The following is a 23794-nucleotide window of genomic DNA, read 5'->3' on the forward strand; positions in this document are numbered from 1 at the left end:
CTTTAAAGGCTGAAATCGATAGAAAAGCTCTTTAACAATTTAAACCTATCAATCTGTGTGGGCACTCGTTGATGAAAATCAATTAGAAGCTTCGGCTTCAAATTTAGATTTCAATGAACTGAGTGACCAATTTGATACTTCGGTATCGAGCACAGTCAATTCACTATCGAAAGATAGAATCAGTATTCGTTGAGTCGACAAAATCTTAAATTGAAGAGTTTGATCATGGCTCAGATTGAACGCTGGCGGCAGGCCTAACACATGCAAGTCGAGCGGCAGCACAGAGGAACTTGTTCCTTGGGTGGCGAGCGGCGGACGGGTGAGTAATGCCTAGGAAATTGCCCTGATGTGGGGGATAACTATTGGAAACGATAGCTAATACCGCATGATGCCTACGGGCCAAAGAGGGGGACCTTCGGGCCTCTCGCGTCAGGATATGCCTAGGTGGGATTAGCTAGTTGGTGAGGTAAGGGCTCACCAAGGCGACGATCCCTAGCTGGTCTGAGAGGATGATCAGCCACACTGGAACTGAGACACGGTCCAGACTCCTACGGGAGGCAGCAGTGGGGAATATTGCACAATGGGCGCAAGCCTGATGCAGCCATGCCGCGTGTGTGAAGAAGGCCTTCGGGTTGTAAAGCACTTTCAGTAGGGAGGAAGGCAGTGTCGTTAATAGCGGCATTGTTTGACGTTACTTACAGAAGAAGCACCGGCTAACTCCGTGCCAGCAGCCGCGGTAATACGGAGGGTGCGAGCGTTAATCGGAATTACTGGGCGTAAAGCGCATGCAGGTGGTTTGTTAAGTCAGATGTGAAAGCCCGGGGCTCAACCTCGGAATAGCATTTGAAACTGTCAAGCTAGAGTACTGTAGAGGGGGGTAGAATTTCAGGTGTAGCGGTGAAATGCGTAGAGATCTGAAGGAATACCGGTGGCGAAGGCGGCCCCCTGGACAGATACTGACACTCAGATGCGAAAGCGTGGGGAGCAAACAGGATTAGATACCCTGGTAGTCCACGCCGTAAACGATGTCTACTTGGAGGTTGTGGCCTTGAGCCGTGGCTTTCGGAGCTAACGCGTTAAGTAGACCGCCTGGGGAGTACGGTCGCAAGATTAAAACTCAAATGAATTGACGGGGGCCCGCACAAGCGGTGGAGCATGTGGTTTAATTCGATGCAACGCGAAGAACCTTACCTACTCTTGACATCCAGAGAAGTCGACGGAGACGTTGATGTGCCTTCGGGAACTCTGAGACAGGTGCTGCATGGCTGTCGTCAGCTCGTGTTGTGAAATGTTGGGTTAAGTCCCGCAACGAGCGCAACCCTTATCCTTGTTTGCCAGCGAGTAATGTCGGGAACTCCAGGGAGACTGCCGGTGATAAACCGGAGGAAGGTGGGGACGACGTCAAGTCATCATGGCCCTTACGAGTAGGGCTACACACGTGCTACAATGGCGCATACAGAGGGCAGCGAACTTGCGAGAGTAAGCGAATCCCAAAAAGTGCGTCGTAGTCCGGATTGGAGTCTGCAACTCGACTCCATGAAGTCGGAATCGCTAGTAATCGTGAATCAGAATGTCACGGTGAATACGTTCCCGGGCCTTGTACACACCGCCCGTCACACCATGGGAGTGGGCTGCAAAAGAAGCAGGTAGTTTAACCTTCGGGAGGACGCTTGCCACTTTGTGGTTCATGACTGGGGTGAAGTCGTAACAAGGTAGCGCTAGGGGAACCTGGCGCTGGATCACCTCCTTACGTAAAGATTCTCTTGATGAGTGTCCACACAGATTGATTAGGTTTAGAAAGTAAAGAGATTTTGATTTCACTTTTTTAAAAGTGGAAACAAATGCTAGTGTCCCGTTCGTCTAGAGGCCTAGGACACCGCCCTTTCACGGCGGTAACAGGGGTTCGACTCCCCTACGGGATACCATCTTTAAGCATTCTTGCGAGTGTGTTTAAAAATGGTTTTCGTAAACTCTTTGTTTATAAAAACTCTTGCTCTTTAACAATTTGGAAAGCTGACAAATAACAATTTTTGATTGAATTGTTATTTATTAAAAGTTCTCAAATCCTAATTTCTCTTAATAAAGAGTGATTAGGTACCAATACACATTCAAGTGTTCTTGGGAATCTTACTTTATAAGTAAGTATTCATATTTGAGTCCGGCAAAATCGAAATGTCTCTCGCTCATTCAAATAATGAGAGACAACTAAACCTTGGTTGTTTGCCATACGCCTTTTTGTCTTCACTTTTGAAAAGTGAAAGCAAATAGAAACCTCTTGGGGTTGTATGGTTAAGTGACTAAGCGTACACGGTGGATGCCTTGGCAGTCAGAGGCGATGAAGGACGTATTAACTTGCGATAAGCGTAGATTAGGCAGTAAAAGCCACTTGAGTCTACGATTTCCGAATGGGGAAACCCACATGCATAAGCATGTATCATTAACTGAATACATAGGTTAATGAGGCGAACCGGGAGAACTGAAACATCTAAGTACCCCGAGGAAAAGAAATCAATTGAGATTCCGAAAGTAGCGGCGAGCGAAATTGGATTAGCCCTTAAGCTTTTAATGACACAGGTGAAGGCTCTGGAAAGTGCCGCGATACAGGGTGATAGCCCCGTAACCGACATGTCATTTTAAGTGAAAACGAGTAAGGCGGGACACGTGATATCCTGTTTGAATATGGGGGGACCATCCTCCAAGGCTAAATACTCCTGACTGACCGATAGTGAACCAGTACCGTGAGGGAAAGGCGAAAAGAACCCCTGTGAGGGGAGTGAAATAGAACCTGAAACCGTGTACGTACAAGCAGTAGGAGCCTCTTCGTGGGGTGACTGCGTACCTTTTGTATAATGGGTCAGCGACTTATATTCAGTGGCAAGGTTAACCGTATAGGGGAGCCGTAGGGAAACCGAGTCTTAACTGGGCGCTTAGTCTCTGGATATAGACCCGAAACCGAGTGATCTAGCCATGGGCAGGTTGAAGGTTGAGTAACATCAACTGGAGGACCGAACCGACTAATGTTGAAAAATTAGCGGATGACTTGTGGCTAGGGGTGAAAGGCCAATCAAACTCGGAGATAGCTGGTTCTCCCCGAAAGCTATTTAGGTAGCGCCTCGGACGAATACTACTGGGGGTAGAGCACTGTTAAGGCTAGGGGGTCATCCCGACTTACCAACCCTTTGCAAACTCCGAATACCAGTAAGTACTATCCGGGAGACACACGGCGGGTGCTAACGTCCGTCGTGGAGAGGGAAACAACCCAGACCGCCAGCTAAGGTCCCAAATTACTACTAAGTGGGAAACGATGTGGGAAGGCTCAGACAGCTAGGATGTTGGCTTAGAAGCAGCCATCATTTAAAGAAAGCGTAATAGCTCACTAGTCGAGTCGGCCTGCGCGGAAGATGTAACGGGGCTAAGTAGTAAACCGAAGCTGCGGCAATATCCTTTAGGATATTGGGTAGGGGAGCGTTCTGTAAGCCGTTGAAGGTGTGTTGTAAAGCATGCTGGAGGTATCAGAAGTGCGAATGCTGACATGAGTAACGATAAAGGGGGTGAAAAACCTCCTCGCCGGAAGACCAAGGGTTCCTGTCCAACGTTAATCGGGGCAGGGTGAGTCGACCCCTAAGGCGAGGCCGAAAGGCGTAGTCGATGGGAAACGGGTTAATATTCCCGTACTTCTTACAATTGCGATGGGGGGACGGAGAAGGCTAGGTGGGCCTGGCGACGGTTGTCCAGGTTCAAGTGCGTAGGCTTGAGGGTTAGGTAAATCCGGCTCTCTTTAAGGCTGAGACACGATGTCGAGCTACTACGGTAGTGAAGTCATTGATGCCATGCTTCCAGGAAAAGCCTCTAAGCTTCAGATTGTAAGGAATCGTACCCCAAACCGACACAGGTGGTCGGGTAGAGAATACCAAGGCGCTTGAGAGAACTCGGGTGAAGGAACTAGGCAAAATGGTACCGTAACTTCGGGAGAAGGTACGCTCTTGACGGTGAAGTCCCTCGCGGATGGAGCTGATGAGAGTCGCAGATACCAGGTGGCTGCAACTGTTTATTAAAAACACAGCACTGTGCAAAATCGTAAGATGACGTATACGGTGTGACGCCTGCCCGGTGCCGGAAGGTTAATTGATGGGGTTAGCGGTAACGCGAAGCTCTTGATCGAAGCCCCGGTAAACGGCGGCCGTAACTATAACGGTCCTAAGGTAGCGAAATTCCTTGTCGGGTAAGTTCCGACCTGCACGAATGGCGTAATGATGGCCACGCTGTCTCCACCCGAGACTCAGTGAAATTGAAATCGCTGTGAAGATGCAGTGTACCCGCGGCTAGACGGAAAGACCCCGTGAACCTTTACTACAGCTTGGCACTGAACATTGAACCTACATGTGTAGGATAGGTGGGAGGCTTTGAAGCGCAGACGCTAGTTTGTGTGGAGCCGTCCTTGAAATACCACCCTTGTATGTTTGATGTTCTAACTCAGACCCGTTATCCGGGTCGAGGACAGTGCCTGGTGGGTAGTTTGACTGGGGCGGTCTCCTCCCAAAGAGTAACGGAGGAGCACGAAGGTGGGCTAAACACGGTTGGACATCGTGTGGTTAGTGCAATGGCATAAGCCCGCTTGACTGCGAGAATGACAATTCGAGCAGGTGCGAAAGCAGGTCATAGTGATCCGGTGGTTCTGAATGGAAGGGCCATCGCTCAACGGATAAAAGGTACTCCGGGGATAACAGGCTGATACCGCCCAAGAGTTCATATCGACGGCGGTGTTTGGCACCTCGATGTCGGCTCATCACATCCTGGGGCTGAAGTCGGTCCCAAGGGTATGGCTGTTCGCCATTTAAAGTGGTACGCGAGCTGGGTTTAGAACGTCGTGAGACAGTTCGGTCCCTATCTGCCGTGGGCGTTGGAGAATTGAAGGGGGCTGCTCCTAGTACGAGAGGACCGGAGTGGACGAACCTCTGGTGTTCGGGTTGTTACGCCAGTAGCATTGCCCGGTAGCTAAGTTCGGAATTGATAACCGCTGAAAGCATCTAAGCGGGAAGCAAGCCCTGAGATGAGTTCTCCCTGGCACTTTAAGTGTCCTAAAGGGTTGTTCGAGACTAGAACGTTGATAGGCAGGGTGTGTAAGTGCTGTGAGGCATTGAGCTAACCTGTACTAATTGCCCGTGAGGCTTAACCATACAACACCCAAGGGGTTTTGATTGGACTCAAAGCAAGAGCAGAATTGAATGTGTAGAGAACACAAACAGCTTTCCGAATTAAACAAATTTGCTTGGCGACCATAGCGATTTGGACCCACCTGATTCCATGCCGAACTCAGAAGTGAAACGAATTAGCGCCGATGGTAGTGTGGGGTCTCCCCATGTGAGAGTAGGACATCGCCAGGCTTTAATTTTCATTCACTTTTTTAAAAAGTGAAGACCAAAAGGTCATGACTTGCTTAGTTATTAAGCGAGTCAACATAGAGTTCTAAAATGTTTAGAATTTTATGTTGACTTTCAAAGCATGAAGCGTAATATACGCGTCCTGCCCAGGTGATAAGGCACTGAAAGCAAAGCTCTTTAACAATTTAAACCTATCAATCTGTGTGGGCACTCGTTGATGAAAATCAAATTAGAAACTTCGGTTTCAAATTAGGTTTCAATGAACTGAGTGACCAATTGAATCGTAAGATTCAGCACAGTCAATTCAACATTACTTAGCTTTTTATTAAGCAAAAGAATGTAATCAGTATTCATTGAGCCGACAAAATCTTAAATTGAAGAGTTTGATCATGGCTCAGATTGAACGCTGGCGGCAGGCCTAACACATGCAAGTCGAGCGGCAGCACAGAGGAACTTGTTCCTTGGGTGGCGAGCGGCGGACGGGTGAGTAATGCCTAGGAAATTGCCCTGATGTGGGGGATAACTATTGGAAACGATAGCTAATACCGCATGATGCCTACGGGCCAAAGAGGGGGACCTTCGGGCCTCTCGCGTCAGGATATGCCTAGGTGGGATTAGCTAGTTGGTGAGGTAAGGGCTCACCAAGGCGACGATCCCTAGCTGGTCTGAGAGGATGATCAGCCACACTGGAACTGAGACACGGTCCAGACTCCTACGGGAGGCAGCAGTGGGGAATATTGCACAATGGGCGCAAGCCTGATGCAGCCATGCCGCGTGTGTGAAGAAGGCCTTCGGGTTGTAAAGCACTTTCAGTAGGGAGGAAGGCAGTGTCGTTAATAGCGGCATTGTTTGACGTTACTTACAGAAGAAGCACCGGCTAACTCCGTGCCAGCAGCCGCGGTAATACGGAGGGTGCGAGCGTTAATCGGAATTACTGGGCGTAAAGCGCATGCAGGTGGTTTGTTAAGTCAGATGTGAAAGCCCGGGGCTCAACCTCGGAATAGCATTTGAAACTGTCAAGCTAGAGTACTGTAGAGGGGGGTAGAATTTCAGGTGTAGCGGTGAAATGCGTAGAGATCTGAAGGAATACCGGTGGCGAAGGCGGCCCCCTGGACAGATACTGACACTCAGATGCGAAAGCGTGGGGAGCAAACAGGATTAGATACCCTGGTAGTCCACGCCGTAAACGATGTCTACTTGGAGGTTGTGGCCTTGAGCCGTGGCTTTCGGAGCTAACGCGTTAAGTAGACCGCCTGGGGAGTACGGTCGCAAGATTAAAACTCAAATGAATTGACGGGGGCCCGCACAAGCGGTGGAGCATGTGGTTTAATTCGATGCAACGCGAAGAACCTTACCTACTCTTGACATCCAGAGAAGTCGACGGAGACGTTGATGTGCCTTCGGGAACTCTGAGACAGGTGCTGCATGGCTGTCGTCAGCTCGTGTTGTGAAATGTTGGGTTAAGTCCCGCAACGAGCGCAACCCTTATCCTTGTTTGCCAGCGAGTAATGTCGGGAACTCCAGGGAGACTGCCGGTGATAAACCGGAGGAAGGTGGGGACGACGTCAAGTCATCATGGCCCTTACGAGTAGGGCTACACACGTGCTACAATGGCGCATACAGAGGGCAGCGAACTTGCGAGAGTAAGCGAATCCCAAAAAGTGCGTCGTAGTCCGGATTGGAGTCTGCAACTCGACTCCATGAAGTCGGAATCGCTAGTAATCGTGAATCAGAATGTCACGGTGAATACGTTCCCGGGCCTTGTACACACCGCCCGTCACACCATGGGAGTGGGCTGCAAAAGAAGCAGGTAGTTTAACCTTCGGGAGGACGCTTGCCACTTTGTGGTTCATGACTGGGGTGAAGTCGTAACAAGGTAGCGCTAGGGGAACCTGGCGCTGGATCACCTCCTTACGTAAAGATTCTCTTGATGAGTGTCCACACAGATTGATTAGGTTTAATAAGTTTAGAGTAGGAAAAACTTTTCCAGATTGGGGTTATAGCTCAGCTGGGAGAGCGCCTCGCTGGCAGCGAGGAGGTCTGCGGTTCGATCCCGCATAGCTCCACCATCTTTAAATGTTCTTCCTTAAGAATCTTTAAAAATGGTATTTCTTTTTAGAAATTACTCATGCTCTTTAACAATTTGGAAAGCTGACAAATAACAATTTTTGATTGAATTGTTATTTATTAAAAGTTCTCAAATCCTAGATGATTTCTTTTTATGAAGAGATGATTTAGGTACCAATACACATTCAAGTGTTCTTGGGAATCTTACTTTATAAGTAAGTATTCATATTTGAGTCCGGCAAAATCGAAATGTCTCTCGCTCATTCAAATAATGAGAGACAACTAAACCTTGGTTGTTTGCCATACGAAAGACCTCTTGGGGTTGTATGGTTAAGTGACTAAGCGTACACGGTGGATGCCTTGGCAGTCAGAGGCGATGAAGGACGTATTAACTTGCGATAAGCGTAGATTAGGCAGTAAAAGCCACTTGAGTCTACGATTTCCGAATGGGGAAACCCACGTGCATAAGCACGTATCATTAACTGAATACATAGGTTAATGAGGCGAACCGGGAGAACTGAAACATCTAAGTACCCCGAGGAAAAGAAATCAATTGAGATTCCGAAAGTAGCGGCGAGCGAAATTGGATTAGCCCTTAAGCTTTTAATGACACAGGTGAAGGCTCTGGAAAGTGCCGCGATACAGGGTGATAGCCCCGTAACCGACATGTCATTTTAAGTGAAAACGAGTAAGGCGGGACACGTGATATCCTGTTTGAATATGGGGGGACCATCCTCCAAGGCTAAATACTCCTGACTGACCGATAGTGAACCAGTACCGTGAGGGAAAGGCGAAAAGAACCCCTGTGAGGGGAGTGAAATAGAACCTGAAACCGTGTACGTACAAGCAGTAGGAGCCTCTTCGTGGGGTGACTGCGTACCTTTTGTATAATGGGTCAGCGACTTATATTCAGTGGCAAGGTTAACCGTATAGGGGAGCCGTAGGGAAACCGAGTCTTAACTGGGCGCTTAGTCTCTGGATATAGACCCGAAACCGAGTGATCTAGCCATGGGCAGGTTGAAGGTTGAGTAACATCAACTGGAGGACCGAACCGACTAATGTTGAAAAATTAGCGGATGACTTGTGGCTAGGGGTGAAAGGCCAATCAAACTCGGAGATAGCTGGTTCTCCCCGAAAGCTATTTAGGTAGCGCCTCGGACGAATACTACTGGGGGTAGAGCACTGTTAAGGCTAGGGGGTCATCCCGACTTACCAACCCTTTGCAAACTCCGAATACCAGTAAGTACTATCCGGGAGACACACGGCGGGTGCTAACGTCCGTCGTGGAGAGGGAAACAACCCAGACCGCCAGCTAAGGTCCCAAATTACTACTAAGTGGGAAACGATGTGGGAAGGCTCAGACAGCTAGGATGTTGGCTTAGAAGCAGCCATCATTTAAAGAAAGCGTAATAGCTCACTAGTCGAGTCGGCCTGCGCGGAAGATGTAACGGGGCTAAGTAGTAAACCGAAGCTGCGGCAATATCCTTTAGGATATTGGGTAGGGGAGCGTTCTGTAAGCCGTTGAAGGTGTGTTGTAAAGCATGCTGGAGGTATCAGAAGTGCGAATGCTGACATGAGTAACGATAAAGGGGGTGAAAAACCTCCTCGCCGGAAGACCAAGGGTTCCTGTCCAACGTTAATCGGGGCAGGGTGAGTCGACCCCTAAGGCGAGGCCGAAAGGCGTAGTCGATGGGAAACGGGTTAATATTCCCGTACTTCTTACAATTGCGATGGGGGGACGGAGAAGGCTAGGTGGGCCTGGCGACGGTTGTCCAGGTTCAAGTGCGTAGGCTTGAGGGTTAGGTAAATCCGGCTCTCTTTAAGGCTGAGACACGATGTCGAGCTACTACGGTAGTGAAGTCATTGATGCCATGCTTCCAGGAAAAGCCTCTAAGCTTCAGATTGTAAGGAATCGTACCCCAAACCGACACAGGTGGTCGGGTAGAGAATACCAAGGCGCTTGAGAGAACTCGGGTGAAGGAACTAGGCAAAATGGTACCGTAACTTCGGGAGAAGGTACGCTCTTGACGGTGAAGTCCCTCGCGGATGGAGCTGATGAGAGTCGCAGATACCAGGTGGCTGCAACTGTTTATTAAAAACACAGCACTGTGCAAAATCGTAAGATGACGTATACGGTGTGACGCCTGCCCGGTGCCGGAAGGTTAATTGATGGGGTTAGCGGTAACGCGAAGCTCTTGATCGAAGCCCCGGTAAACGGCGGCCGTAACTATAACGGTCCTAAGGTAGCGAAATTCCTTGTCGGGTAAGTTCCGACCTGCACGAATGGCGTAATGATGGCCACGCTGTCTCCACCCGAGACTCAGTGAAATTGAAATCGCTGTGAAGATGCAGTGTACCCGCGGCTAGACGGAAAGACCCCGTGAACCTTTACTACAGCTTGGCACTGAACATTGAACCTACATGTGTAGGATAGGTGGGAGGCTTTGAAGCGCAGACGCTAGTTTGTGTGGAGCCGTCCTTGAAATACCACCCTTGTATGTTTGATGTTCTAACTCAGACCCGTTATCCGGGTCGAGGACAGTGCCTGGTGGGTAGTTTGACTGGGGCGGTCTCCTCCCAAAGAGTAACGGAGGAGCACGAAGGTGGGCTAAACACGGTTGGACATCGTGTGGTTAGTGCAATGGCATAAGCCCGCTTGACTGCGAGAATGACAATTCGAGCAGGTGCGAAAGCAGGTCATAGTGATCCGGTGGTTCTGAATGGAAGGGCCATCGCTCAACGGATAAAAGGTACTCCGGGGATAACAGGCTGATACCGCCCAAGAGTTCATATCGACGGCGGTGTTTGGCACCTCGATGTCGGCTCATCACATCCTGGGGCTGAAGTCGGTCCCAAGGGTATGGCTGTTCGCCATTTAAAGTGGTACGCGAGCTGGGTTTAGAACGTCGTGAGACAGTTCGGTCCCTATCTGCCGTGGGCGTTGGAGAATTGAAGGGGGCTGCTCCTAGTACGAGAGGACCGGAGTGGACGAACCTCTGGTGTTCGGGTTGTTACGCCAGTAGCATTGCCCGGTAGCTAAGTTCGGAATTGATAACCGCTGAAAGCATCTAAGCGGGAAGCAAGCCCTGAGATGAGTTCTCCCTGGCACTTTAAGTGTCCTAAAGGGTTGTTCGAGACTAGAACGTTGATAGGCAGGGTGTGTAAGTGCTGTGAGGCATTGAGCTAACCTGTACTAATTGCCCGTGAGGCTTAACCATACAACACCCAAGGGGTTTTGATTGGACTCAAAGCAAGAGCAGAATTGAATGTGTAGAGAACACAAACAGCTTTCCGAATTAAAGAATTTGCTTGGCGACCATAGCGATTTGGACCCACCTGATTCCATGCCGAACTCAGAAGTGAAACGAATTAGCGCCGATGGTAGTGTGGGGTTTCCCCATGTGAGAGTAGGACATCGCCAGGCTTTAATTTAGCACCAAGCGCTAACCAATGCGGAGCGGTAGTTCAGTTGGTTAGAATACCGGCCTGTCACGCCGGGGGTCGCGGGTTCGAGTCCCGTCCGCTCCGCCACTTATTTCGAAGCCTCGTCAGAAATGACGAGGCTTTTTTGCGTCTATAGCAAAGTGACCAATGCGGAGCGGTAGTTCAGTTGGTTGCTCTTTGTTTAAGAGCGGCCGGTCTGTCTCGCCGGGGGATGCGCTCACGTATAGTGAATAGGGAGTCCCGTCCGCTCCGCCACTTGTTCTTTAAAATAGACAGCGAAGCCTCGTCAGAAATGACGGGGCTTTTTTGCATCTATAGCAAAGTGACCAATGCGGAGCGGTAGTTCAGTTGGTTGCTCCTTGTTTAAGAGCAGGCCGGTCTGTTTCGCCGGGGGACGCGCTCACGCATGATAGATAGGAAGTCCCGTTCGCTCCGCCACTCGTTCTTTAAAATAGACAGCGAAGCCTCGTCAGAAATGACGGGGCTTTTTTGCGTCTGAAGAAAAGTACATAGGATTGAGTGTGATGTTCACTCCCACTCTTTGTTCTAAAGAATACGGCCTTCAACGTCTTTTAGACTAGACTCAGTTATTTGTATCACTCCTGTTTCTCTGCAGGAGCACAGTGCGAATATTAAGTATGAAAAAGCCGATGCAATGGCATCGGCTTTTAAAGAGACATATTGAATTTAAGCTCTAGAAGCTGCTTTGTGTTTTAGTTCTTCTTTTTCTAAGCCAGATAAGAAGGCTAGTTCTAAGCCATTTACTTGAGCTTGGCGGATTTGTTCTTGAGATAAACCAGCTTGAGGAGCCGCAATTTCATACTCGTGTGGAAGTTCAATACCCTCTACTGCCGGGTCATCCGTATTTAAACAAGCGAGAACACCATGTTCCAAGAATTGTTTCAGAGGATGATTTTGTAAGCTTTCGACTGTGCTTGTTTGAATGTTAGATGTAATGCAAGACTCTATGCCTATCTTATGCTCAGCTAGGTAGTCCATCAGCTTAGGATCTTGAATCGCTTTTACGCCGTGGCCAATACGAGTTGCACCAAGATCTCGAATTGCTTGCCACATGCTTTCTGGACCAGCAGCTTCACCAGCGTGAACAGTGATGTTTAAACCTGAATTACGTACTTGTTTGAAATGGTTAGTAAACAGTTCACCTGGTTGACCTAGCTCGTCGCCTGCTAGGTCGACAGCAACTATATTATCTCGTTGTGATAGGATTGCATTGAGTTCTTGCTGACATGCTTCTGTACCAAATGTACGGCTCATTATTCCGATAAGATTCGCTTTGATACCAAAGTCGCGGATACCCGCTTTAACTCCATCTACTACCGCTTCTACAACACCTGCAACAGGTAAGCTATGTTTCATTGCCATGTAATAAGGTGAGAAGCGCAGTTCAGCGTAATCAATTTGAGCATTTAGCGCATCTTCTACGTTTTCATACGCCACTCTTCTACAAGCATCTAAATCGCCTAAAACAGCTACGCCCCAGTCAAGTTTTGATAAGAATGCAACCAAAGATGGTTCTGCTTCTACGATCTGTACATAAGGTGTTAAATCGATAATGTTACTTGCAGGTAATTTGACGCCGAATTTTGTTCCTAGATCGAAGATAGTTTGGGTACGTATATTGCCATCTAAATGACGGTGTAAATCCGTTAATGGTAAGTTCTTGGTTATCATTATCTATTCCCATTGTTTATCTGGGTGAAGTATAAGAACCAATGTAGCACGTGTCAGTAGTTGTTCGAGCTAAAATGGGTCTAATTTGCTGTTTTTTGCCTCATGTTAACTAAGTTTGTTGGCCATTCATGATAAGGGATTGGCTTGCTAAATAAGAACCCTTGGCCCTGAGGACAGTTTAGCTGATGTAACAATTCAACCTGCTCTTGAGTCTCTATCCCTTCAGCGATTAGGTGCACTTTAAAGCCTTTCATCATGTTAATGATGGCAGCAACAATGCTCTCTTCCAAATGATCTTGGTTGAGTTGAAGAACAAAGGCTCTATCGATTTTTAAGCAGTCAAATGGCAGCTTATGTAGATAAGACAAAGAGCTATAGCCAGTACCAAAATCATCAATAGCGATATGTATCCCCAACTTCTTCAACGCAACCATGTTATTTAAGATGATTGGGTCGTTATCGACGATTTTCGATTCGGTGATCTCCAGCGCAAGGTTGCTTGGACTTAATTGAGTTACTCGAAGAATCTCTTCGAGTTGAGGTAGGAACAAATAACTGGACAGTTGGCTGACAGACAAATTCACGTGCATACGGAAATCGAAGGCCCATTTGCCTTCTTCTATTCCTTTGACAGTGTCTATACACGCTTGGACAAGTATTTGTTCACCGATGGTGTTGATGAGACCGCTTTCTTCCGCCACTGGAATAAATTCGGTTGGCGGGACTAAGCCGAGTTCAGGAGAAACCCATCGAGCCAGAGCTTCTGCACCTAATACTTCTCCACTATTTAAGTCAACGATAGGTTGATAGAAAGGTACAAATTCCCGTTTCTCTATCGCGACTTTGAGCAAGGTAACCATCTGAGTTCGTTTACGAGAGACTCCCGCCATTTCGGGAGCATAGTAGCTGATTCGCGTTGAATCTAACTTTGCATTACTTAACGCGATGCTGCCGTTTCTCAACCAAACGGTCATATTGCTTGAATCAAAGTTATGTACGATACCCACAGATACGTTAACGGCAATGGGTTCATTTGGCATTGAATAGGGTGTTGTAAACAATTGCAGAATTCGTTGAGCCTCATCTTGGATCTCTTGCTCATTCTGAACCAAAGGCAGATATAGAGCGAATTCATCACCACCAATCCGCGCTATATAGGCATCGGATGCGAAAATGCTCTTCAATCTTTGTGCAATCGCTATAAGCAGTTGGTCTGCAAGCTGGTGTCCTAAGCTGTCGTTGATGTCCCTGAATTTATCAATACCAATCAAGAATAAGCAGCCATTGAGATTCTTGAGGTTACTGCAGCTTTCAACCAGACCTTCACGGCTATAGAGTTTAGTGAGTGAGTCATACACCAACTGGGTTCTCAATGCTTTAAATGATGCTTTGAGATTATTTGCCATCTCATTAAAAGCGTGAACCAATAAACTCGTTTCGTAAATGTTACCTGACTTAGGCATTGGGCTTGTCCAATCACCACGGGCTAAATGCTCAGCAGCAGAAGCTGTTGACGTGATAGGCGCCGTAATTCGATTGAAGGCAATATAGCCGATACCAATGCCGAATATACTGATTAGCAGACCGATATACCAAGCATTACGCTGGTTATAAGGTACCTCACCTAATAACATCGGCTCAGAAATGGATACTCCGATGTACCAGTGCACGCCAAACTCATCTTTGAAAGGGGTAACTTTATTAAAATAGCGATCTGCGTTGACATAGGTGACGAAGTTTTTATTCGTGGTATTTTCGGATGGCTTCAGCTGTTTGAAGCGTTGGGCGCTGGCTTTGATGACCGGGCTAGCATTTTCGGTTGTTAATAGGCGAGCTCCTTTCGGAGATAAACTAGTTCCCCAAGAAACAACACCGCCAGCACTGGAATGAGCGATAAGACGATGCTCTTCATCAAATATGTAGACATCTGCTTCTGTTTGATGCTTCATCTCGCGTAAAAAAGCATTAAAGGTATCTATTTTAACGTCTGTAACCGTAACTCCCACAAATTGATCGTCTTGAAATACAGGGCTTAATGAAGAAAGAGTTATCTCTTGGCGTTCATCGGCGTTGGTATAAATAGAAGACCACATAGGCTTCTGACTTTCAGCGACGGGTGCATACCAAGGACGAATTCTCGGATCGTAGTTTTCTATCACCGAGCGAATGTCACGGCTAATGGTATTGTTCTGATAGATGACTAATTGATTTTGCGTTCTTCGATCTTGCACCATCAAGGTGTAGTTATGGTCGAGTTCTTTTCGGAAACCGACATACTCAGCATTGATGCCTCCAAATCCAACCACATCCATTTGCGATATAGATTGGTAGAGAACTGAAAAGTTAGAATGGAAGAAGTCCTCAATTTTTTTTGTGTTACCTTTTTGGTAAAGGCGATTGAAGCCAATGTTATGGCTCAAGTTTAAATTAGCGAGAAAAGGTTCTTCGAGAAAATTATAGAGGCGCTGTTCTACGTTGTTGGTGAGATAGGTCAGTTGTTTATTACTGATATCTTGAACCATCTGTTCGTAGTTGCCTTTTTGCACAAAAGCAATCACACCGAACGTGACCAAAAAAATGATCACGAACGGTAGCAATACAGCAGTTTTCAATTTGATTTGCTTATTAAAAGGCATATCCCTGATCTTAATACAAGCACTATCCCTATACTTACTGGAAAGAGCTCATCAGATGCCTTATAGATTCAAAAATCAGTACAGCTCTTTGAGTTTTCTTGTAAGCGTATTACGACCCCAGCCTAGTACTTTCGCAGCATCTTGTTTATGACCATTTGTATGATGCAGTGCCGCTTCTAGAAGTATACGTTCGAACTCAGGTAATGCGTACGAAAGAATCTCTGTTTCTCCCGATGCAAGCGCTGATTTAGCCCATGATTCCAATTGTTTCTGCCAACTGGTGTCATTTTCAAAGTCAACGTTCTTCTTCTCTGAAATTAATTCTGATGGAAGATCACTAGGTAGTACTTCAGAACCACTTGCCATGACCGTTAACCAGCGACACATGTTCTCCAATTGGCGAACGTTGCCTGGCCAGTCTAAGCGGTTAAGAATTTCTACAGTTTTAGGATGAAGAGTTTTCATCTCAACACCTAATTCTTTAGCGGCAAGTGCGAGGAAATGTTGAGTCAGCTTTTCAATATCTTGACGGCGTTCACGTAAAGACGGAATTTGAATACGTATTACATTTAAACGGTGAAATAAGTCTTCGCGAAACTTGCCTTGGTGGACGAGTTTCTCAAGATTTTGGTGAGTTGCCGCTACGATACGTACATCCACTTTAATCGCAGAATGACCACCAACCCGGTAGAACTGACCATCGGCTAAAACACGTAGTAGACGCGTTTGAATGTCGAGTGGCATGTCACCGATTTCATCAAGGAACAAAGTACCGCCGTTTGCCTGCTCAAAACGGCCTTGGCGAACGTTATTTGCACCGGTAAACGCGCCTTTTTCATGACCAAATAACTCAGATTCAATCAGATCTTTTGGAATCGCGGCCATATTGAGAGCAATGAAAGGTTTTTGCGCTCGAGGACTGTGGCGATGTAAAGCATGCGCAACCAACTCTTTACCTGTACCGGATTCACCGTTAATCAATACAGAAATTGAAGAACGAGACAGACGACCGATAGCACGGAAAACTTCCTGCATAGCTGGTGCTTCACCAATGATCTCAGGAGAATCATAAGATTGCTCAAGTTGACTTGACTGCTCTTTACGTTGCTCTTGACCATGTGCAATAGCACGTTCAACAAGAGTAAGCGTCTCATCCACATCAAATGGCTTAGGTAGGTACTCAAATGCTCCTTTCTGATATGCGTTAACCGCCGCATCCAAATCAGAATGAGCAGTCATGATGATGACTGGTAATTCTGGTGAGCGCGAATGTACTTGGTTAAGTAACTCGATACCATCAATACCTGGCATACGAATATCGGAAACCAATACATCAGGTGTTTCGCGCTCTAATGCCATTAAAACACTTTCTGCATCGGAAAAGGTTTCACATTTGATATTAGCTGATGAAAGGGTCTTCTCCATAACCCAGCGGATAGAACTGTCGTCATCGACAACCCATACGTATCCTTTACTCATAGTTTTATTCCTTAACAGCAAGCCTTTTAGCTAATGTGTCTAAATGGGTAAATAAATAGTGAATGTGGTTCTACCTGGCCAGCTTTCTACTTCGATTTTGCCATTATGCTGGTCGATCAGGTTCTGAGATATTGATAAACCAAGTCCAGTCCCACCTTCACGGCCACTGACCATTGGGTAGAACAAGGTGTCTTGCAGTTCCATTGGAATGCCTGGACCGTTATCAATAATCTCAATTCTGGCCACCAACTTATGCCGTTGGCCTTGAATCGTTGCTTGATGGACAGTTCTGGTTCGCAGCGTTATCTGTTGGTGTTTTTGACTCGATAATATTTGTGCTGCGTTACTGACGATATTAAGCAAAGCTTGCTCAATTTGATCTGTGTCCATCACGATGTCAGGTAGGCTTGGGTCATAGTCGCGTTCAATGACTAATTCTGGGCCACCTTCAAGTTCAACAAGCTGACGTACCTTTTCCAAAATAAGGTGCAGATTTTCAGATTTCTTTTTACCGGGCTTTTGTGGGCCAAGTAAGCGGTCAACTAAAGCTCTTAAGCGATCAGCTTGTTCAATAATAATTTGGGTATATTCGGTCAGGCTTTGATCAGGCAACATGCGTTCTAAAAGCTGTGCCGCGCCTCGTAAACCACCTAAAGGATTTTTAATTTCGTGGGCCAGCCCACGAACTAATAATTTAGCAGCTTGTTGCTGAGCATGTTGGTTGAGTTCTTGAGTGAGACGTCTTTGTTGACCAATACGGCGCATCTCAACTAATAAATACAGATCTTTTTCCCAAGACATTGGGCTTACGGTGACTTCGAGCATCAGTGGTTTGCCATCCACAACAAAGGTCACATCGCTGTCTGTAATACTTTGTCCACTCTGCAATGGTTGAGTGAGTAAAGCTAAATCCATTGAAGCGTGTTGAATCAGTTTAGAAAGCGGTTGATTTGTAATGCGTTTCGCACTCTGAGCGAACAGTTGTTCGGCCGCTGGGTTTGCATAACGGACGCACAACAATTCGTCCAACATTAAAGTGGCCGTAACGACGTTGTTTAAAATGGTGTGGCTCAGTTCTGCATTCACAGTTTCTTCCTTGTCCGTGTTCCAAAATAATGCAACGCACCTTTATGGTGCATTAAAATGTCAAGTATGGCGCAACGGTATGCAAAGAAAAAGAAAAACTCTTTGTGATATCAGGCTAATTAGTAGGTTATCGACTAATTCACGGACGCCCGATGTAGATACACCGTTACTACAGAGCTAGATGCAATAACCTTGCCGCTTCCAACTGACTGAATTGAAAAGCGATGAGTACCTCTATCGATGTTTTTTAGATGCCACACCGTTTTGGTGCTTGGTGCACCAATCGGTCTGTCATCCATTAATAATTGTAGGTGTTCAGAGCGATTTAAGCCTCTGTTGAGCTCGATTTTGACTTCAATTTTCCCATTATTATCTCGAATTGTTTCACCATTAGAGGGCGATATTATATTTATTGATAGTGGTGAGGTTGTTCTGGAACCGTCATCAAATTTTTGTGTTTTGGTATGGCTCGTAGGGAGTTTAGTGAGCGGCGAGTCTGATTTAGTTCGAGCGAATTTTGCAAGGTGCTGTGTAAGATAAGTGTCAGAAATGGGTCTTACGTTATCCCCATCAACCCACGGATTAGCTTCTTTAACTAAAGAGGGCATCGTAAAGAGTAGGCATACTGACAATAACCGCTGAATCAAGTTGTTACTCTCCAAACGTTCTTCAGATATTGAGAGCATTTATGCTAGAGAGATTTAGGCCATTGTTGAATATAAAAAAGGCCCGCCTGCGAGGCGAGCCTGATATATTGCTAAAGCGAGATCTTATACTGAGTAGTATAGTTCGAACTCTAGTGGGTGAACTGCTACGTTTACGCGTTGTACGTCTTTTGTCTTCAGCTCAATGTAAGAGTTGATGAAGTCATCAGAGAATACGCCACCTACAGTTAGGAATTCACGGTCATCACTTAGATATTGCAGAGCTTGTTGTAGTGATTCTGCAACTTTTGGAATCTCTGCTTCTTCTTCTGGTGGTAGATCGTACAAGTCTTTATCCATCGCTTCGCCTGGGTGGATCTTGTTCTTGATACCGTCAAGACCAGCCATCAACATTGCTGCAAACGCTAGGTATGGGTTTGCTGCTGGATCTGGGAAGCGAACTTCGATACGACGTGCTTTAGGGCTTGGTACCACAGGGATACGGATAGAAGCAGAACGGTTACGAGCTGAGTAAGCTAACATAACTGGTGCTTCGTAGTGAGGAACCAAACGTTTGTACGAGTTAGTTGATGGGTTAGTCAGTGCGTTCAGTGCACGAGCGTGTTTGATGATACCGCCGATGTAGAATAGAGCAGTTTCAGATAGACCGCCGTACTTGTCGCCAGCGAATAGGTTAACACCGTCTTTCGCTAGAGATTGGTGAACGTGCATACCAGAACCGTTGTCGCCAACTAGTGGTTTAGGCATGAAAGTCGCTGTTTTACCAAATGCGTGAGCAACGTTGTGAACAACGTACTTGTAGATTTGGATCTCATCAGCTTTTGCTGTTAGCGTGTTGAAACGAGTTGCGATTTCGTTCTGACCAGCAGTTGCAACTTCGTGGTGGTGCGCTTCAACAACTAGACCCATTTCTTCCATGATTAAACACATAGCAGAACGTAGATCTTGAGATGAATCAACAGGAGCTACTGGGAAGTAACCACCTTTAACGCCTGGACGGTGGCCTTTGTTACCATCTTCGTATTCAGTGCCTGTGTTCCATGCCGCTTCAATGTCGTCGATTTTGAAGAATGAACCAGACATGTTAGTTGAGAACTTAACATCGTCAAATAGGAAGAATTCTGGTTCTGGACCAACTAGAACTGTATCTGCGATACCAGTTGAGCGCATGTACTCTTCTGCGCGTTTTGCAATAGAGCGTGGGTCGCGGTCGTAACCTTGCATTGTTGCAGGTTCTAGGATGTCACAACGGATGTTTAGCGTTGATTCTTCTGTGAATGGGTCTAGCACAGCAGATGCAGCGTCAGGCATCATCACCATGTCAGATTCATTAATACCTTTCCAGCCAGCAACTGATGAACCATCGAACATTTTGCCATCTTCGAAGAAGTCTGCATCAATTTGGTGAGCAGGGATCGAAATGTGTTGCTCTTTACCTTTTGTATCTGTGAAACGTAGGTCCACAAACTTAACTTCGTTTTCTTGAATCAGCGATAGTACGTTTTCTACTGACATCTCGGATAACCTCCAGTGTTAATAAAGCGATTTGGGCTCGAATCAAAATTAGTTTCTTGCATCAATTAATGCTTAGACTCATCTTAATCGATGTTGAGCATATGCATGCGATATCCGTGCCAAACATTTTAGGCTATATATATCAATACATTACTCGCATTATGTTTTTTTTGGTGCTTTCTGTTGCACCAAAAAGATCCTTTAGTGAACCAAAATGGTGCTTGCGTGTGTGCAGTGCACCAATTTCTATCAAAGCGTACACTATTCACACAATGATTCACTCACTTTTTTAGTCATATTTAACTTTAATTTGTCACGGTTTGTTTAAAACCAGTTTAACGACTAGTCTTTATAGAGTGAAAATCAGCGTGATGGATCACATATTCCTAGGTTTTTCGCCAAAATCTGGTACATTATTGCCCGTTTTTTGAACCAAATTTAAGGCTACGTCTTTACATCGTGTAAAGGCGGGCCATTTTGTGTATATAAGTGAAGCAAACTCCATGGCTACTCCACAGATAGATAAATTAAGAAATATCGCGATCATCGCGCACGTTGACCACGGTAAAACTACCCTTGTTGATAAACTACTCCAGCAATCTGGTACGTTAGAATCACGTGGTGACATCGAAGAGCGAGTCATGGACTCGAACGACATCGAGAAAGAGCGTGGTATCACAATTCTTGCTAAAAACACAGCAATTAACTGGAACGATTACCGCATCAACATCGTAGATACTCCGGGACACGCAGACTTCGGTGGTGAAGTAGAACGTATCATGTCTATGGTTGACTGTGTATGTTTGATCGTTGACGCTGTTGATGGCCCTATGCCACAAACTCGTTTCGTAACGCAAAAAGCGTTTGCTCACGGTTTGAAACCAATTGTTGTTATCAACAAAATTGACCGTCCAGGTGCTCGTCCTGATTGGGTTATGGACCAAGTGTTCGACCTATTCGACAACCTAGGCGCAACTGATGAACAGTTAGATTTCCAAGTTGTTTACGCTTCAGCTCTTAACGGTTGGGCTACTCTTGAAGAAGGCACTACTGGCGAGAACATGGAACCATTGTTCCAAGCTATCGTTGACAACGTAGAACCGCCACAAGTTGATTTAACTGGCCCACTACAAATGCAGATCTCTCAGCTTGATTACAGCTCATACGTGGGTGTAATCGGTGTTGGTCGTGTTACTCGCGGTACAGTAAAACCAAACCAACAAGTCACTGTTGTTGGTGCTAACGGTAAGAAACGTAATGGTAAAGTAGGTACGGTTCTAGGCTACCTAGGTCTACAACGTTCTGAAACAGATCTAGCAACTGCTGGTGATATCGTTGCTATTACTGGCCTTGGCGAGCTTAAAATTTCTGACACTATCTGTGATGTGAACGCAGTTGAAGCACTTCCAGCACTGAGTGTTGACGAGCCAACCGTTACCATGACTTTCCAGGTAAACAACTCTCCGTTTGCTGGTAAAGAAGGTAAGTTTGTTACTTCACGTAACATCCTAGAGCGTCTTGAAAAAGAATTGGTGCACAACGTAGCGTTACGTGTTGAGCAAACTGAAGACCCTGATAAGTTCCGTGTGTCTGGTCGTGGTGAACTTCACCTGTCTATTCTGATTGAAAACATGCGTCGTGAAGGTTTTGAACTTGCAGTATCTCGTCCAGAAGTAATTCTGAAAGAAGAAGACGGCCAGCTAATGGAACCGTTTGAAACTGTAACGATCGACGTTCAAGAAGAGCACCAAGGCGGTATCATGGAGAAAATCGGCATGCGTAAAGGCGAGCTGAAAGATATGTCTCCAGACGGTAAAGGTCGTGTGCGTCTTGACTTCATCATGCCTTCTCGTGGTCTGATTGGTTTCCAAACAGAGTTCATGACTCTGACTTCGGGTTCTGGTCTTCTATACCATACGTTTGATCACTATGGTCCACACAAAGGTGGCGACATTGGTCAGCGTGTTAACGGCGTACTGATTTCTAACGGTGCGGGTAAAGCTCTGACCAACGCACTGTTCAACCTGCAAGATCGTGGTCGTTTATTTATCGGCCATGGTGTGGAAGTTTACGAAGGTATGGTTATCGGTATTCACAGCCGTGACAACGACCTGACAGTAAACCCTCTTAAAGGTAAACAGCTAACTAACATGCGTGCATCAGGTACGGATGAAGCGCAGGTGCTTACTACACCAATCACGATGACACTTGAGCAAGCTCTAGAGTTTATCGATGACGACGAGCTAGTAGAAGTAACACCAGAGAGCATTCGTGTTCGTAAACGTCACCTGACTGAAAACGACCGTAAACGTGCTTCTCGTAGTTAATTAATCTGTAACTGCTAACGTTTCCAAAGCCCCGACCTGCAATAGTTCGGGGCTTTTTGTTTTTACGGCTTTTAATGCAAAAAAAACTTTGCAAATTAATAATGAATCAATAGGTTAAGCAAATTTTTACTTCATCGCTTAAAATGAAGAGTGTGTAATTTCCCGGTCTAGGAGAGAATGTTGAACTTATCGTACTTTGCCAAACAGATATTTGCGTTTAGTCGCTATCTGTTTTTGAGAGTCAAACATGACAGAGTGAATGTCAATGCAGGGTATCTGGCTTATATCACTTTGCTCTCTATTGTACCGATGTTCACTGTATCACTCGCTATCATGTCATCTTTTGAGATCTTCTCTAATGTGGGGGAGGTGCTTCAAGATTTTGTGATAGAGCATTTTGTTCCCGCTGCGGGTTTAGCTGTGCGCACTGCTTTATCTGAGTTCATCGCCAACACTGCAAAAATGACGGCTGTCGGTGGTGTGTTTTTGTTTGTTGCAGCACTGATGCTTATTTCTAATATTGATAAGAATCTGAACTACATATGGCGGGTGAAGAACAAACGCCGGGTGGTTTTCTCGTTTTCAATGTATTGGATGATATTGACGCTTGGACCACTGTTATTAGGTGCAAGTATTGCGATGACGTCATATATCACTTCGCTAAAAATCATCAATAGTGAGGCTATGGTTGGCGTTTATACCCTGTTCTTGCGTTGGCTTCCGTTCTTACTTTCATTTTTCGCTTTTTCGGGGCTGTACTTATTAGTTCCGAATAAAAAGGTCTATATTTATCATTCTCTTGCTGGCGCGCTGGTGGCCGCTGTTCTGTTTGAGCTAAGTAAAAAGGCGTTTGCTGTTTACATCACTCATTTCCCTTCTTACCAGCTAATTTATGGAGCGCTGGCGGCAATACCAATTTTGTTCGTCTGGATATATTTGTGCTGGGTGATCGTATTGATTGGGGCAGAAGTGACGGCTGCGTTAGGCGAGCGTGAATGCTGGAGTGAGGAAAAAGACGTGATAGACTCAGGTTCCCTTTCAAATAGTGATAAGGAAGAAAATTCCAGTGATAGCGTTGATTCAACGAGTAAGTGAAGCTGCAGTACGCGTCGACGGTGAAGTAGTCGGTCAAATCGAAAAAGGTTTATTGGTATTGTTAGGAGTTGAGCGTGAAGACGATGAAGCGAAAGCTAAGCGTTTAATGGAGCGCGTGACCTCTTATCGAGTCTTTGAAGACCAAGCAGGCAAAATGAATTTAAGTGTAAAAGATGTGGGAGGCAGAGTGTTGGTTGTGTCTCAATTTACACTGCCTGCTGATACAAAAAAAGGGACACGAGCGGGATTTTCTCGTGGTGCTCATCCACAAGATGCTGAGCGTCTGTATAATTATTTTTCTGATCTATGTGAGGCTGTATTGCCAACTGAGCGAGGACGCTTTGCGGCAGACATGAAAGTTTCACTGGTCAATGATGGGCCTGTAACGTTCTGGTTGCAGGTATAAA

The 23794-nt window shown here is 46.1% G+C and carries 8 protein-coding genes, 3 tRNA genes and 6 rRNA genes; 12 read left to right on the forward strand and 5 right to left on the reverse strand.

All coding sequences use genetic code 11. From position 1 onward, the window contains the following. Positions 1-207: 207 nt before the first annotated feature. The 9 genes from G5S32_RS00585 (at position 208) to G5S32_RS00625 (ending at position 10979) form a co-directional block, all read left to right on the forward strand. Positions 208-1750 (forward strand): 16S ribosomal RNA (locus G5S32_RS00585). A 99-nt stretch (positions 1751-1849) separates the two neighbouring features. Then, positions 1850-1925: transfer RNA gene (locus G5S32_RS00590), tRNA-Glu, on the forward strand. A gap of 362 nt (positions 1926-2287) precedes the next feature. Beyond that, positions 2288-5177 (forward strand): 23S ribosomal RNA (locus G5S32_RS00595). A 91-nt stretch (positions 5178-5268) separates the two neighbouring features. Next, positions 5269-5384 (forward strand): 5S ribosomal RNA (gene rrf / locus G5S32_RS00600). A gap of 368 nt (positions 5385-5752) precedes the next feature. Then, positions 5753-7295: ribosomal RNA gene (locus G5S32_RS00605) — 16S ribosomal RNA — on the forward strand. A gap of 79 nt (positions 7296-7374) precedes the next feature. Continuing rightward, positions 7375-7450, forward strand: a tRNA-Ala gene (locus G5S32_RS00610). A 326-nt stretch (positions 7451-7776) separates the two neighbouring features. After that, a 23S ribosomal RNA gene (locus G5S32_RS00615) occupies positions 7777-10666 on the forward strand. Positions 10667-10756: 90 nt separating this feature from the next. Further along, a 5S ribosomal RNA gene (gene rrf / locus G5S32_RS00620) occupies positions 10757-10872 on the forward strand. The 16S, 23S and 5S rRNA genes sit together here with 3 tRNA genes alongside, the layout of an rRNA operon. Before the next feature lie 30 nt (positions 10873-10902). Further along, positions 10903-10979 (forward strand) — tRNA-Asp (locus tag G5S32_RS00625). Positions 10980-11579: 600 nt separating this feature from the next. Here the strand turns inward: G5S32_RS00625 and add are convergent. From add to glnA, 5 genes are all read right to left on the reverse strand, one after another. Continuing rightward, positions 11580-12584 (reverse strand): adenosine deaminase, encoded by a 1005-nt coding sequence (gene add, locus G5S32_RS00630; RefSeq protein ID WP_165310008.1) that lies wholly within the window; start codon positions 12582-12584, stop codon positions 11580-11582. An 80-nt stretch (positions 12585-12664) separates the two neighbouring features. After that, positions 12665-15220 (reverse strand): phosphodiesterase GepA, encoded by a 2556-nt coding sequence (gene gepA, locus G5S32_RS00635; RefSeq protein WP_165310009.1) that lies wholly within the window; start codon positions 15218-15220, stop codon positions 12665-12667. A 75-nt stretch (positions 15221-15295) separates the two neighbouring features. Beyond that, positions 15296-16699: a nitrogen regulation protein NR(I) gene (glnG, locus tag G5S32_RS00640; RefSeq protein WP_165310010.1), complete on the reverse strand. Its 1404-nt coding sequence runs from the start codon at positions 16697-16699 to the stop codon at positions 15296-15298. Between the two features lie 39 nt (positions 16700-16738). Continuing rightward, positions 16739-17785: a nitrogen regulation protein NR(II) gene (gene glnL, locus G5S32_RS00645; protein ID WP_165310011.1), complete on the reverse strand. Its 1047-nt coding sequence runs from the start codon at positions 17783-17785 to the stop codon at positions 16739-16741. Positions 17786-18555: 770 nt separating this feature from the next. Next, positions 18556-19965, reverse strand: coding sequence for a glutamate--ammonia ligase (gene glnA / locus G5S32_RS00650; RefSeq protein ID WP_165310012.1), 1410 nt, complete (start codon positions 19963-19965; stop codon positions 18556-18558). Between the two features lie 503 nt (positions 19966-20468). Here glnA and typA point away from each other — a divergent pair. The 3 genes from typA (at position 20469) to dtd (ending at position 23793) form a co-directional block, all read left to right on the forward strand. After that, positions 20469-22292, forward strand: coding sequence for a translational GTPase TypA (typA, locus tag G5S32_RS00655; protein WP_165310013.1), 1824 nt, complete (start codon positions 20469-20471; stop codon positions 22290-22292). 177 nt (positions 22293-22469) lie between these two features. After that, positions 22470-23387 (forward strand): virulence factor BrkB family protein, encoded by a 918-nt coding sequence (locus G5S32_RS00660; RefSeq protein WP_165310014.1) that lies wholly within the window; start codon positions 22470-22472, stop codon positions 23385-23387. Then, positions 23359-23793, forward strand: a complete 435-nt coding sequence (dtd, locus tag G5S32_RS00665; RefSeq protein WP_165310015.1) for a D-aminoacyl-tRNA deacylase — start codon at positions 23359-23361, stop codon at positions 23791-23793. Before G5S32_RS00660 ends, dtd begins: the two co-directional genes overlap by 29 nt. Position 23794 lies beyond the last annotated feature (1 nt).

It is taken from the genome of Vibrio ziniensis, assembly GCF_011064285.1.
Lineage (GTDB): Bacteria > Pseudomonadota > Gammaproteobacteria > Enterobacterales > Vibrionaceae > Vibrio > Vibrio ziniensis.